Genomic DNA, 12701 nt, shown 5'->3' with positions numbered 1-12701 from the left:
GCGCTCACGGGATTTTGCATCCTCGCCGCGTCCGCGCTTGTCATCGCTTGCGGTTGCCGGACGCTCGCTTGATGGCGCGGCCTTGCCCCTTTACTCGGTCTGTCGGGAACCGGCTCCCCTTTCTTCGCGACCAGCCGCCCCTTGCGTCCCTTGTTCCGCGCCCCGCCCGCGCTCCTGCGCCCGCTCTGCACCGCGTTCCTGCGATGCAGCACCACCTTTGCCGGTATCGCTTGGGCGCATCTGCTTCTGCTCTTCGCCTCTTGCTCCCGGCGCCTGGCCGTAGGAAACAGCCGGGGCCAGCATCAGGCAGATAATTCCTGTCGACAACAATAGCTGCTTGCGCATGTTGACCTCCTCCACATCGGCGTTACGCAAGCGAACGTGCACCGGTGATGGATGTTCCCCACCCCAGCCGACTCTGATGTCGCAATTTCGGGCGACGAAGCGCTAGATCCCGAGCCGGTCCCGCACCCGCCCCGTGACAACAGCGGCGGTGACGCCGAGCGGCCAGAACGCGTGCAGCGCCATCGGCTTGATACCGCTGATGGGCATGTCGATCTCGGCATTCTTCCCTCCAGCAAGGCGACGCGCGAGCTGCGCGCCCATCGCGGTCGACAGCGCGACGCCGCGACCGTTGCAGCCGAGCGAGATCAGGAGGTTCTCCGCGGGCTCGTGCACATGCGGATAATGATCGGGCGTGATCGCGAGCCGGCTGTTCCAGCCGTGCGTCCAGGTGGCGCCCTTCACGCCCGGCCACAGCCGCTCCGCATAGCGGATGAGATAGGCGACGTCGGCTGGCTTGCTGATCCAGCGCATCGGCCCGCGGCCGCCGATCAACAAGCGATTGTGCGCATCGATGCGGTAATAGACGGTGATGTGGCCGCTCTCGTACAGAACAGAACGCGTCGGCATGATCGCGCGCGCCACCTCCTCGGGCAAAGGTGCGGTGGCGGCGATCGAGGAGAACACCGGAACGATGGTCCGGCGCAGGCCCGGCCACAGATCATCGGTGAAGCCATTGGTCGCCAGCAGCACCTTTTCGGCGCGCACGATTCCACGCGGCGTCTCGATCCGCCAGCCGGCACCTTCACGCGACAGCGAGAGCGCCGGCGTTTCGCCATGGACGGCAGCGCCTGCCGCGATCGCCGCGCGCGCCAGACCGCGCGCGTAACTCAGCGGATGCAGGTCGCCGCCGCGATTGTCCAGCATGGCGCAGAGATAGCGGTCGGCGCCGGTCATCTCCCGCATCTGTTCGCGGTTCAGCAGTGTCACCGGCATGCCGCGGCGAATGCACTGCTCGGCGGTCGTCTTGATCGCGGCTGCGCTTGCCTCATTATACGCGGCGCGCAGTGTGCCGTTCTGCCGCGCCTCGCAGGGAATCTGGTAACGGCGGATCAGGTCGAACGTGAAGTTGGTAGTGCCGTAGGAAAACGCGATCATGCGGCCGCCGAGGTCGGTACCGAAATCGGCCTCGATCTTGTCAGGGTCGTGCTTGAGCCCCGGATTGACCTGGCCGCCATTGTTGCCCGATGCACCCCAGCCGGGCTGTTGCGCCTCCAGCACCGTCACGTCGACACCCTGCTCAGCCAGATGCAGCGCCGTGGATAGCCCGGTAAAACCGCCGCCGATGATCGCGACCGAAGCTTTTTTGTCAGCATCGAGCGGCGGCGTCGGTGTCGGCGCCACGGCCGTATCGGCATAGAGGCTTGGTGGCAACGGCAGCGAGACAGGCGAATTCATGACGATGACCGAAGTTTAGAGCGGATGCAGCACGCGCCGCAAAAAGTCTTGTGTGCGCGCATGCTGCGGCTGGTTGAGAACGGTTTTCGCCGCTCCCTGTTCGACGATCACGCCGCCGTCGATGAACAGCACGCGATCGGCGACGTCCTTTGCAAATGCCATTTCATGGGTGACGACGACCATGGTCATGCCGTCGTCGGCAAGCTTGCGCATCACGCCCAGCACATCGCCGACCAGTTCGGGATCGAGCGCCGAGGTCGGCTCGTCGAACAGGATCGCCTTGGGCTGCATCGCAAGCGCCCGCGCTATCGCGACGCGCTGCTGCTGTCCGCCGGACAGTTGCGGCGCATGGACATCGGCCTTCTCAGCCAGTCCCACCCGCGCCAGCAGCGCGCGGCCACGCTCCAGCGCCTCGGCGCGCGGCTCCTTCTTCACATAGACCGGCCCCTCGATGACGTTCTCCAGCGCCGTGCGATGAGGAAACAAGTTGAAGCGCTGGAACACCATCGAGACTTGCGTCCGGACCGAAACGATCGACGGCGCATCGCGATCAACTCTCGCGCCTTCGACAAGGATGTCGCCGCTGTCATAGCTTTCGAGCCCGTTAATGCAGCGCAGGATGGTGGATTTTCCCGAACCGGAGGGGCCGATGATGCAGACCACCTCGCCCTTCTCGACCGACGCCGTGATGCCCTTCAGCACCTCGACTTTGCCAAAGCTCTTGTGAACGTTGGACAGCTCGATCATTTCTGTCCCGCGCGTTTTTCGAAGTGACGGACCAGCAGGATGAGCGGGATGCTCATGGTGAGATACATCAGCGCAACAAGCGTGAACACGCTGGTGTTCTTGAAAGTGGAGGACGCGATCAGCTTGCCTTGCAGAGCGAGTTCGGCGACCGTGATGGTCGAGGCCTGCGAAGAGTCCTTCAGCATCATGATCATGACGTTGCCGTAGGGCGGCAGCACGATTTTCACCGCCTGTGGCAGCACCACGCGGCGCATGGTCTGCCACCAGCCCATGCCGATCGCCTGCGCCGCTTCGATCTGCCCTTTATCGATGGCCTCGATGCCGGCGCGAAAATTCTCGGCCTGGTAGGCCGAATAGGCGATGCCGAGGCCGAGGATCGCGGCCTGCAGCGCGCTCAGCGTGACGCCGAATTCGGGCATCACGAAGTAGAGATAGAACAGCAGCACGATGATCGGGATGCCGCGGATCACATTGATCAGTCCGGCGCTGAATCCCGTGAGGACGCCGATGCCGGATACCCGCATCAACGCCCAGATCAGGCCGAGCGCGGTTGACAGCAACAGCGATCCGATCGTGACGATGATCGTCAGCGCCACGCCGCTCATCAGGATCGGCAGGAACTCGGTCGTATCGCGCCAGAAGGCCTGCATCAGGAAGCCTGCGCCTTCAGGCCCCATTTATCGAGAATTTTTTCCACCGTCCCGTTCGCCTTCAGCTTCGCCAGCGATGCATTGATCTTGGCGAGCAGTTCGGTATCGCCCTTGCGCACGCCGATGCCGACCGAGCCGATGGTGGCAGGCTTGTAGCTCTCGACGATGCGCGCCTCGGGAAAACCGCCCTGCTTCAGATTGTAGGCGAGGATCGGATAATCGGCGAAGCCGGCCTTCAATCGTCCGGCGTTCACATCGCGCAGAATATCCGGGATCGTGTCGTAGGCCTTCACCTCGCTGAACAGGCCCGACTTCTTCAGCGCGTCGACGAAAGCCGTCCCGACCTGCGCGCCGACCACTTCGCCCTTCAGATCGTCCTGCCTGGTGTAGGTCTTGCTGTCGCCCTTCGGCACCAGCAAGCCTTCACCGTAGCTGTAGAACGGTTCGGAGAAATCAATCACTTCCTTGCGCGCCGGCGTAACGAACATCGCCGCCGAGATGATGTCGATCTTGTTCGACGTGAGCGAGGCGATCAGCGTCGAGAACTGCATCGGCTCGATCTGGACCTGGAAGCCGGCATCCTTGCCGATCTCGGTGATGAGATCGACCATGATGCCCTGAATGCTGTTGGTCTTGGTGTCGAGGAAGGTGAAGGGCACGCCGGTCGGCGTCGAACCCACCTTCAGCACCTTTTGCGCGGATGCCGGCATCGCGGCGGTAAGAACAACGGCCGCCATCGCGGCCTGGACGAGACGTTTGAGAGCCATGGCACCACCTCCTGGATCGAACACCGCCGCCCGCGTTAGACCAAAGAGTTGCGGGAAACGCCGTTCCGGCCTATTTTCACCATTATGAAATTGTGGTCACACTTGCCGCGGCATTGCAAGCGATTTTCATGCACATGAAGGAAGCAGGCTGACGTGAGCGGAGGCAGGAGAATCAAGAAGCCGGCGCCCAAGGCCAAGGCAAGGGCCGCGGCAAAGGCGGCGCGCAGGCCGAAGGCGAAGGCTGCCGCGAGGCCGGCCGAACCCGCGATGGACCTCGCCGTCGGCCGGCGCATTCGCGACCTCCGCCGTGAACACAAACTGTCGCTGGAGACGATTGCGGCGCGCACCGATCTGTCGATCGGCTTCCTCAGCCAGATCGAGCGCGGCCTGTCGTCGCCTTCGCTTCGCGTGCTCGCGACACTGGCGGACGTGCTCGGCGTCGGCATCGCCGCGCTGTTCGGCTCGCGGCCGAGCGACGATCCCGCTTCCGGCGGGGTGGTAACGCGCCAGTTGCAGCGCGCCGAACTGAAGCTGTGGCGCACCGGCATATCAAAACAATTGCTGAGCCCGGCGGGAACGGAAAACCGCCTCAACCTGTTTCTCGTGCACCTGGAGCCCGGCGGCAACACCGGCGACGAGCTCTACACGCATGACGGCGAAGAGGCAGGCCTGGTTCTGGAGGGTGAGATGACGCTCACGGTGGACGCCGAGACCTGGTCGCTAAAGACCGGCGACAGTTTTCGCTTCGCCAGCCGCCGCCCCCACCGCTTTTCAAACCCCGCCGATGATGCGAAAGCTGTAGTGCTGTGGGTGAATTGCGTGACGGCGGCGTCATGAACGAGCGTCTGGAACAAGGAATGGATCAGGCCCGAGAGGATTGGAGCCCGCACAGCGCGCATTGGGGCGCGTTTTCCGCGCGATGGAACGGCGCGACGCTGGATATCAAGCCTTACGAGGAGGATCCTGCGCCCTCACCGATATTGGCGAACTTTGCCACCGCGATGCGCCACAAGGCCCGCATCCTGCGGCCGATGGTCCGCAAGGCATGGCTGAACCGGAGCACACGCAGCGAGCGTACCTTCGACCAGAAATTCGTCGCGTGCCCGTGGGACGAAGTTCTCGACCTGCTCGCAAATGAATTGTCGCGGGTCCAAACCGAACATGGCGCTGCCGCGGTGTTCGGCGGCTCCTATGGCTGGTCCAGCGCCGGACGTTTCCACCACGCGCAGAGCCAGGTGCATCGCTTCCTGAACACGGCGTTCGGCGGCTATGTACGTTCGGTGAACAGCTACAGCGCCGGCGCCTCGACCGTGATCCTGCCGCATGTCCTAGGGGCTTACGAAGACATCTCGCGCCGAAACGTGACATGGGATCAGGTCGCCGAACATACCGATACGGTGCTGGCCTTCGGCGGCATGGCGCTAAAGAATTCAGACGTCGCAAGTGGCGGCATCAGCCGGCACATCGAGCGCGGCGCGATGCAGAAGGCTGCGCGCCGCGGCGCCGTATTCTACGGCATCGCGCCCTTGCGCGACGACATGCCGGAGGAAGCCGGCGGACGGTGGCTGCCGATCCGGGTCGGCACCGACGTGGCGCTGATGCTGGCGCTCGCGCACACGCTGCTCGTCGAAAATCTGTGGGACAGCGCCTTTGTCGCGCGCTATTGCACCGGCTTCGACATCTTTGAACGCTATCTGCTCGGCCGCGACGACAACACGCCAAAGGACGCGGCGTGGGCGGCCGATATCACCGGCATTCCCGCGACTACAATCGTCAGCCTCGCGCGCCTTCTGCCGCGCGGACGCACCCTGATCACGGTCTCGCATTCTCTGCAGCGGGCGCAATATGGCGAGCAGCCGGTGTGGATGGGCGCGGTGCTCGCGGCCATGCTCGGCCAGATCGGCCTGCCCGGCGGCGGATACAATTATGCGCTCGGCGCGCTCGGCCACACCGGCCGCCGGTTCAATGCGGTTCCGATTCCGACGCTATCGCAAGGCAAGAATAGCGTCAGCGACTTCATCCCGGTTGCACGCGTCGCCGACATGCTGCTCCATCCGGGCGAGAGGTTCGAATACAACGGCCGGTCGATGCAATACCCTGATATCAAGCTGGTCTATTGGGCGGGCGGCAACCCCTTCCACCATCACCAGGATATCAACCGGCTGCGGCGCGCCTTCAACGTCCCGCAAACCATTGTCGTGCACGAAAGCGCCTGGACGCCGATGGCGAAGTTTGCCGACATCGTGCTGCCGGCGACCATGACGCTGGAGCGCGACGATATCGGCGCCGCCGCTACCGATCAGAGACTGATCGCGATGCGCAGGGCTGTGGAGCCGGTTGGCGAAGCGCGCGACGATTTCGATATTTTTGCCGCGCTGTCGCGGCGATTGGGCGTCGGACAGGCCTTCACGGAAGGACGCGACGTCAGGCAATGGCTGGCCCATCTTTACGAGCCGACGCGGCGCGCGCTTGCCGATGCCGGTTGGGATGCGCCTGACTTCGATGAATTCTGGCGGCGCGGCGAACTCGCGCTGCCGTCAGCCCCCGATGATGGCGGCTTTCTGCGCGCCTTCCGCAACGATCCCCTCAACAACAAGCTGCCGACGCCAAGCGGCAAGATCGAGATCTATTCGAAAACCATCGCGGGCTTCGGTTACGACGATTGCTTAGCCCACCCGGCATGGCTGCCCTCGACCGAACCGCCAAATTCGCGCCACCCGTTGACGCTGATCGCCAACCAGCCGGCGACGAGGCTGCACAGCCAGCTCGACTTCGGTGCCTACAGCCAGTCGAAAAAAATTGCCGGCCGCGAACCCGTCCGTCTCAACCCCATCGATGCCGCGCGCCGCAGCATCGCCGATGGCGACATCGTCCGCCTGTTCAACGATCGGGGCGCGTGCCTGGCCGCCGCTGCGATCACAGATGACGTCATGCCCGGCGTGGTGCAATTGTCCACCGGCGCCTGGTACGATCCGCAAATCGGCGTGGCCGAACGTCCGCTCTGCGTTCACGGCAATCCGAACGTGCTCACGCGCGACATCGGTACATCGCAGCTCGCGCAAGGCTGCTGTGGTCAGGTGACCGTGGTCGAGTGCGAGAAATACCTGGGATCGCTGCCCGCCATCCGCGCCTTCGATCCTCCCGATCAGGATTGATGCAGAGGCAATGACAACCCCATCGCCGTCATTGCCTGCGACAAACGCGAAGCGTTTGCGCAAGGGAGCGAAGCGACGAAGCAATCCATCTATCGGCGCGCTGTGGCATGGATTGCTTCGCTGCGCTCGCAATGACGGCTTCCGTTCTCGTCTCCCTCTCGCCGTCCTTCATGGACGTCCGCCTACCGGGGGAACATCGTGAAAGAATTTAGACATACCCGAATGAAATCGAAAATCCGAACTTAGGATTGTCGATTCAGACGCCGTCAATCCCTGCGGCCTAAGCTTCCCTGAGTTCGTATGGGTACATTAGGAGCCGAGCATGCCGAACCGAGGGAAACACGGGAAAGCACGAGCCGCTGCCGCCGAGGCCCGAGAAGATATCATGAGCTCGGCTGCCCTAAGCGCCATGAGCGCAGGCGCCGTAAATGCCATGGCGGCAGTAGGCGCCGCCGTCATCAAGCTCCACAAGGAGACGGTGGACAAAAAGCCGGAGTGGTTCTGGAACCTGTTCGCGAAGTGCGAGGCCAAGGCCGCACGTCTCGCCGAGCAGGCCGCGCACACACCGCGCTCCAATGGCGACGCCACCTTCATTGAGGTCTACGCCAGGACCTTGCCGGAGCTGGTGAAGAAGGCGCTAAGCGCTCGCGAGCAGGCGCTGCACTGAGGGAAACTCGGCGCGTCTCGCGCCTCTTGCCAATTGCGGTCGCACTTGCAGTGAGTCGGACGACGATCGAAATGACGAAGCGGACGTCGTCTGGCCCTCACCCGAACCGGTGATCGTACCGGCTCACGCTTAGTTCGCTCACGTCGATATCCGGCTTCCGTCCCGACATCAGGTCCGCCAGCACCCTCCCCGACCCGCAGGCCATGGTCCAACCGAGCGTGCCGTGGCCGGTGTTGAGATGCAAATTGCTGTAGCGCGTGGCGCCGATGACAGGCGGCCCGTCCGGTGTCATCGGGCGCAGGCCGCACCAGAATGTTGCCTTGCTCAAGTCACCGCCGCGCGGGAACATGTCGGTCAGGGAATGATCGAGCGTCGCCCGCCGCGCCGCGTCGAGCGAATCGGAATAGCCCGAAATTTCCGCGGTGCCGCCGACGCGGATGCGATCACCCAGCCGCGTGATCGCGACCTTGTAGCTTTCGTCCATCACGGTCGATGCCGGTGCATTATCGGGATCGGTGACGGGGACCGTGATCGAATAGCCTTTTACGGGATAGACCGGAACAGAAATACCAATGGGTTTCAGCAGCCGCGTCGACCAGCTCCCGAGCGCTGCGACATAGGCGTCGGCCTGCAACAGCCCGGCGCTGGTAACGACACCAGTGATCTTGCCGCCATCGGCGACCAGCCGCTCGATGCCGGTATTGAATTTGAACTGCACGCCGAGCTTTGCTGCTTCCTTGGCGAGCGCCTGCGTGAACATGTGGCAATCGCCGGTCTCGTCCTGCGGCAGCCGAAGCCCGCCGACGAACTTGACCTTCGCAGTGGCGAGCGCCGGCTCCGCGGCAATGCAGCCGGCCGGATCGAGCACTTCGTAAGGCACGCCATATTGCTTGAGCACCGCGATATCGTCGCCGGTGCCGTCAAGCTGCTTCTGCTTGCGGAAGAGCTGCAGCGTGCCTTGGCTGCGCTCGTCATACTTGATCCCGGTCTCGGCGCGCAGCGCGCGCAAGCAATCGCGGCTGTATTCGGCGATCGGAATCATCCGGCTCTTGTTGATGGCGTAGCGCTCTGCCGTGCAGTTACGCAGCATCTTCAGCCCCCAGATCCACATCACAGGATCGAGCTTGGGCCAGATCACCAGCGGCCCGTGGCGCATCAACAGCCATTTGATGGCTTTCACCGGCACGCCCGGCCCAGCCCAAGGCGAGGAATAGCCGGGCGACACTTCGCCGGCGTTGGCGAAAGAGGTTTCTTGCGCTGGCTGAGCCTGACGGTCGACGACCGTTACCTCATGGCCGGCGCGCGCCAGATAATAGGCGGTGGAGACGCCGATGACGCCACTGCCGAGAACGATGATTTTCACGACCCCTCACGCATCCGCCGCGGCGTCGCACGCCGCGGCCGCTCTATTTTCTTACGAGCAAGGATCAGGCCACGCGCTTGATGGCGTCGCCGAGGATCGAGACGATGTCGTCGATATGGCTCTTCTCGACGATCAGGGGCGGCGACAACGCAAAGGAATCGCCGCTCATGCGCAGGTAAAGCCCGCGATTGAAGCAGTCCACCATCACATCATAGCCGCGCGCGCCGACGCCCTCGCTACGCGGCGCGACTTCGACCGCGCCCATCAGGCCGCAATTGCGGATGTCGACGACGTTCGGCAGACCTTTCAGCGAATGCAGCGCATCACGCCAGTATTCTGCCATTGACGCGCCGCGCGTGAGCAGCCCCTCGTCCTTGTAGATGTCGAGCGTCGCAAGGCCCGCCGCGCAGGCGACCGGATGCGCGGAATAAGTGTAGCCGTGGAACAGCTCGATGGTGCCCTCGGGGCCGTTCATCAGCGCGTCGTGGATCTTGCGGCTGGCGAACACCGCGCCGCAGGGAACGGTGCCGTTGGTGATGCCCTTGGCCGTCGTCATCAGGTCCGGTGTGACGCCGAAATAATCCGCGGCGAACGGCGCGCCGAGGCGGCCGAAGCCGGTGATCACCTCGTCGAAGATCAGCAGGATGCCATGCTTCTCGGAGATTTCGCGCAGGCGCTTCAGGTAACCCTTCGGCGGCGGCAGCACCGCGGTCGAGCCCGGCACCGGCTCGACGATGACGGCGGCGATGGTGTCGGCGCCATGCAGCGCCACCATCCGCTCGAGATCGTCGGCGAGCTCGGCGCCATGGTCAGGCTGATCCTTCGCAAACGCATTGCGCGCGAGATCATGGGCGTGACGGATGTGGTCGACGCCGGGCAGATGGGTCGCGAACGCACGGCGGTTCGCCACCATGCCGCCGACCGACATGCCGCCAAAACCGACGCCGTGATAGCCGCGCTCGCGGCCGATCAGGCGCGTCCGCGTGCCCTGTCCGATGGCGCGCTGATAGGCCAGCGCGATCTTCAGGGCGGTGTCGACCGATTCAGAGCCAGAGTTGGTGAAGAAGATACGGTCGATCCCCTTCGGCGCGATCTCGGCGAGGCGCTCGGCGAAATCGAACGCCAGCGGATGGCCCATGTTGAACGAGGGCGCGAAGTCGAGGTTCGTCAGCTGCCGTTCGACGGCGGTTGCGATCTGGCGGCGGCCGTGGCCGGCATTGACGCACCAGAGGCCGGCCGAGCCGTCGATCACCTTGCGACCGTCGACGGTGGTGTAGTGCATGCCCTCGGCGGAAGCGAACAGCCGCGGCGCTTTCTTGAACTGCCGGTTGGCCGTGAACGGCATCCAGAACGAATCGGTTTGCAGGGTGTTCGGCTTCTGATGAAGGGTCACGGGTAGCTCCTGTGCTGGCAGCTCAAGGTACCACCGGGCCACGCTCGGGAAGGCACAACAAGTCCTTTTCTTCGCTCCTGCAACCCATTGATTTTGCTAGCCACGTCAGGGCATATTTGTTCGATCCGAAACACTTGCAACAGGGATTTCCGATGAGCGTCGATATCGGTGGGCGACTCCGCTTCGTTCGCGCCCGTCACAAGCTGTCGCAGCGCGAGCTGGCAAAACGCTCCGGCGTGACCAATTCGACGATCTCGCTGATCGAATCGAACCAGATGAACCCTAGCGTCGGCGCGCTCAAGCGCATCCTCGACGGGCTGCCGATGGGGCTCGCCGAGTTCTTTGCGATCGAACCGGAGCGGCCGCGCAAGGCTTTCTACCGGGCCGACGAACTGACCGAGATCGGCAAGAAGCCGATCTCCTTCCGCCAGGTCGGCGACAATCTGTTCGGCCGCAGCTTGCAAATTCTCAAAGAACGCTACGAGCCGGGCAGCGACACCGGGCGGGTGCCGCTGACCCATGACGGCGAGGAAGGCGGCATCGTGGTCTCGGGCCGGCTCGAGGTCACCGTCGATGACGAGCGCCGCATTCTCGACCCCGGCGACGCCTATTATTTCGAAAGCCGCAGGCCGCATCGCTTTCGCTGCGTCGGCGGCAAGGCGTGCGAGGTGATAAGTGCCTGCACGCCGCCGACGTTTTGAGCAGCGGGCGCATACTCAAATCCGCTGTAGCGCTGTCATCGTCGCGATCTTCGTCTTTGACTTGGAAGCGGACGTCGGTAACTTACTCCAGAGCCGCGGCCTTGCGATGCAACCACTCTTCGAGATTCGTGTAACCATTTCCATCGTCATCGCCGCCTGGATTCGCAGGCAAAGTATGAGTAATACGATTCACACGCATTGACGGCCATCCGCCACCGTTCTTTTGGCAACGGTCGCTGCCATCCGCGCTAACGCAGTTGATGATCGTGCCTGCTCTGTTCTTGATCTCGTTGATGACGCGGATATCAACCGAATCGCGATCTTTCGGGCACGCACCGCCATGGACGAGAACAAAATCGTGGGCCTGACCTGGCGAAACCGCCACGATACCTTGTGGGATCGTGCCTGATGGCGCTGAGTAACTCGCCTGGCTCTCCTTCAAGTCGGAATTCCACGCCACCATTGACATCGGATCGCTTGACTGACGAAAGCCGCCATTGTCAGACACGTAGACCTTGGTTGCGCTGTTCGGATTGGACACTTCAATCGGCAGGCGCTCCAACTCGGTATCGGGACCAGTGATATACATGTTACCAATGACCGAACTGTTCGTCGCGGGTGGCGCAATAGCCAATTCCTCTTCACCCGTCATGCGGGTTGCGTACCAGGTCCAATTGTAGACGGTGTTGTTCAGCATCGCGAAGTACTTCGCGCGCGAGTTTGGACTGCGATCCACGTTGTGCGCCATGATGTTGTACAACATGGAAATAGACCCCGGGGCATATCCAAAGAGCACGCCAAAACCATGCGGGCCTTTTGGGTGGAGAGATCGGTCAAGCGGTTGAGCGAAGATGTTGTTTGATAGCGTGATCTGGTCCGTGTACCACCAGGCTGACATCACTTCATCGATAGATCAGCTAAACGAGCAGTGATCGACGACGATGTTCTTGATTGGATTCGATTCGCTGCCGCTATGACCGTCGATGGTCAGGGCATCGCGGTCTTCGGGATCAGAACCAGCGTCATCGCCCACACGAACACGAATGTGTTGAACCAAAACGTCAGACGTCGCGATGACCAGATTGCCACCGCGACGTGTGATCCCGGGAGACGGAGCCGTTTGACCGGCGATTGTCAGATAAGGGTTAAAAATCGACAGTTCTGGAGAAATATCGATGTAACCAGAAACTTCGAAAATACAAACGCGCGGCCCCGAAGCGGCAGCACAGGCGCGAAAAGAACCAGCCCCGCTCGAGTTGTTGTTCGTCACGCGGTAGACCGTACCGCCACGACCTGCCCTCGTTGACATGCCGAAACCACGGCCTCCCGGGATAACCGGAAGGTAGCTGACCGGGTCCTGCGGAACAGGGCTAAAGGTAGTGCCAGGAGCCGGTGCCTGCGCTGGAGCCGGTACGGACGATGGCGCGGGAGCTTGGGCTCGCGTCGTGCCAGCCGAGACCATAGTCAGTGTCAGAAGCGAAAAACTGGAGAATAAAAGAAGTGTCATGACTCGCATGT

General features: G+C 62.8%; 13 protein-coding genes. 4 read left to right on the top strand and 9 right to left on the bottom strand.

What is annotated here, in order from left to right:
* Positions 1-90 precede the first annotated feature (90 nt).
* The 5 genes from IVB05_RS06710 to IVB05_RS06690 form a co-directional block, all read right to left on the bottom strand.
* Entirely contained in the window at positions 91-345 is a 255-nt protein-coding gene (locus tag IVB05_RS06710) for a hypothetical protein (protein ID WP_247783629.1), read from the bottom strand.
* 102 nt (positions 346-447) lie between these two features.
* Positions 448-1740, bottom strand: coding sequence for an FAD-binding oxidoreductase (locus tag IVB05_RS06705; protein WP_247783628.1), 1293 nt, complete (start codon positions 1738-1740; stop codon positions 448-450).
* A gap of 15 nt (positions 1741-1755) precedes the next feature.
* A complete protein-coding gene (locus IVB05_RS06700) occupies positions 1756-2487 on the bottom strand; it encodes an amino acid ABC transporter ATP-binding protein (protein WP_247783627.1) in 732 nt (243 codons plus the stop codon).
* The gene (locus IVB05_RS06695; protein WP_247786608.1) at positions 2484-3137 is read right to left on the bottom strand and encodes an amino acid ABC transporter permease; all 654 of its coding nucleotides are present in this window, start codon (positions 3135-3137) and stop codon (positions 2484-2486) included. The genes IVB05_RS06700 and IVB05_RS06695 overlap by 4 nt, the downstream gene beginning before the upstream one ends.
* Positions 3137-3904 (bottom strand): ABC transporter substrate-binding protein, encoded by a 768-nt coding sequence (locus IVB05_RS06690; RefSeq protein ID WP_247783626.1) that lies wholly within the window; start codon positions 3902-3904, stop codon positions 3137-3139. The genes IVB05_RS06695 and IVB05_RS06690 overlap by 1 nt, the downstream gene beginning before the upstream one ends.
* 153 nt (positions 3905-4057) lie before the next feature.
* Here IVB05_RS06690 and IVB05_RS06685 point away from each other — a divergent pair, with 153 nt between their 5' ends.
* The 3 genes from IVB05_RS06685 (at position 4058) to IVB05_RS06675 (ending at position 7726) form a co-directional block, all read left to right on the top strand.
* Positions 4058-4741, top strand: coding sequence for a cupin domain-containing protein (locus IVB05_RS06685; RefSeq protein ID WP_247783625.1), 684 nt, complete (start codon positions 4058-4060; stop codon positions 4739-4741).
* The gene (locus IVB05_RS06680; protein WP_247783624.1) at positions 4738-7059 is read left to right on the top strand and encodes a molybdopterin guanine dinucleotide-containing S/N-oxide reductase; all 2322 of its coding nucleotides are present in this window, start codon (positions 4738-4740) and stop codon (positions 7057-7059) included. The genes IVB05_RS06685 and IVB05_RS06680 overlap by 4 nt, the downstream gene beginning before the upstream one ends.
* A 385-nt stretch (positions 7060-7444) precedes the next feature.
* On the top strand, positions 7445-7726 hold the full coding sequence (locus IVB05_RS06675; RefSeq protein WP_247783623.1) for a hypothetical protein: 282 nt from the start codon (positions 7445-7447) through the stop codon (positions 7724-7726).
* Positions 7727-7823: 97 nt separating this feature from the next.
* Here the strand turns inward: IVB05_RS06675 and IVB05_RS06670 are convergent, their stop codons facing one another.
* Together IVB05_RS06670 and IVB05_RS06665 are read right to left on the bottom strand one after the other, a co-directional pair.
* Positions 7824-9089, bottom strand: coding sequence for a D-amino acid dehydrogenase (locus IVB05_RS06670; protein WP_247783622.1), 1266 nt, complete (start codon positions 9087-9089; stop codon positions 7824-7826).
* A 64-nt stretch (positions 9090-9153) separates the two neighbouring features.
* Complete coding sequence (locus IVB05_RS06665; RefSeq protein WP_247783621.1) at positions 9154-10482, bottom strand: aspartate aminotransferase family protein; 1329 nt, start codon at positions 10480-10482, stop codon at positions 9154-9156.
* A gap of 152 nt (positions 10483-10634) precedes the next feature.
* Between IVB05_RS06665 and IVB05_RS06660 the strand changes: the two genes are divergently transcribed.
* Complete coding sequence (locus tag IVB05_RS06660; RefSeq protein WP_247520527.1) at positions 10635-11183, top strand: cupin domain-containing protein; 549 nt, start codon at positions 10635-10637, stop codon at positions 11181-11183.
* 82 nt (positions 11184-11265) lie between these two features.
* On the opposite strand, the gene IVB05_RS06655 is transcribed toward IVB05_RS06660, so the two are convergent.
* Together IVB05_RS06655 and IVB05_RS06650 are read right to left on the bottom strand one after the other, a co-directional pair.
* Positions 11266-12081 carry a hypothetical protein gene (locus tag IVB05_RS06655; RefSeq protein WP_247783620.1) on the bottom strand — a complete coding sequence of 272 codons (816 nt, stop codon included), beginning with the start codon at positions 12079-12081 and terminating at the stop codon, positions 11266-11268.
* A gap of 15 nt (positions 12082-12096) precedes the next feature.
* On the bottom strand, positions 12097-12492 hold the full coding sequence (locus IVB05_RS06650; RefSeq protein ID WP_247783619.1) for a hypothetical protein: 396 nt from the start codon (positions 12490-12492) through the stop codon (positions 12097-12099).
* Between the last annotated feature and the right edge of the window lie 209 nt (positions 12493-12701).

This window comes from Bradyrhizobium sp. 170, assembly GCF_023101085.1.
In the GTDB taxonomy this organism is placed as follows: domain Bacteria; phylum Pseudomonadota; class Alphaproteobacteria; order Rhizobiales; family Xanthobacteraceae; genus Bradyrhizobium.
The sequence above is the reverse complement of the archived record's forward strand: the minus strand, read 5'-3'. Positions and strand labels throughout refer to the sequence as shown.

Bases quoted from the DNA above. Each gene is read 5' to 3' on its own strand.
- IVB05_RS06705 (WP_247783628.1), bottom strand. From the start codon at position 1,740: ATGAATTCGCCTGTCTCGCTGCCGTTGCCACCAAGCCTCTATGCCGAT.
- IVB05_RS06690 (WP_247783626.1), bottom strand. From the start codon at position 3,904: ATGGCTCTCAAACGTCTCGTCCAGGCCGCGATGGCGGCCGTTGTTCTT.
- IVB05_RS06675 (WP_247783623.1), top strand. From the start codon at position 7,445: ATGAGCTCGGCTGCCCTAAGCGCCATGAGCGCAGGCGCCGTAAATGCC.
- IVB05_RS06650 (WP_247783619.1), bottom strand. From the start codon at position 12,492: ATGTCAACGAGGGCAGGTCGTGGCGGTACGGTCTACCGCGTGACGAAC.
- IVB05_RS06700 (WP_247783627.1), bottom strand. From the start codon at position 2,487: ATGATCGAGCTGTCCAACGTTCACAAGAGCTTTGGCAAAGTCGAGGTG.
- IVB05_RS06660 (WP_247520527.1), top strand. From the start codon at position 10,635: ATGAGCGTCGATATCGGTGGGCGACTCCGCTTCGTTCGCGCCCGTCAC.
- IVB05_RS06680 (WP_247783624.1), top strand. From the start codon at position 4,738: ATGAACGAGCGTCTGGAACAAGGAATGGATCAGGCCCGAGAGGATTGG.
- IVB05_RS06710 (WP_247783629.1), bottom strand. From the start codon at position 345: ATGCGCAAGCAGCTATTGTTGTCGACAGGAATTATCTGCCTGATGCTG.
- IVB05_RS06655 (WP_247783620.1), bottom strand. From the start codon at position 12,081: ATGTCAGCCTGGTGGTACACGGACCAGATCACGCTATCAAACAACATC.
- IVB05_RS06695 (WP_247786608.1), bottom strand. From the start codon at position 3,137: ATGCAGGCCTTCTGGCGCGATACGACCGAGTTCCTGCCGATCCTGATG.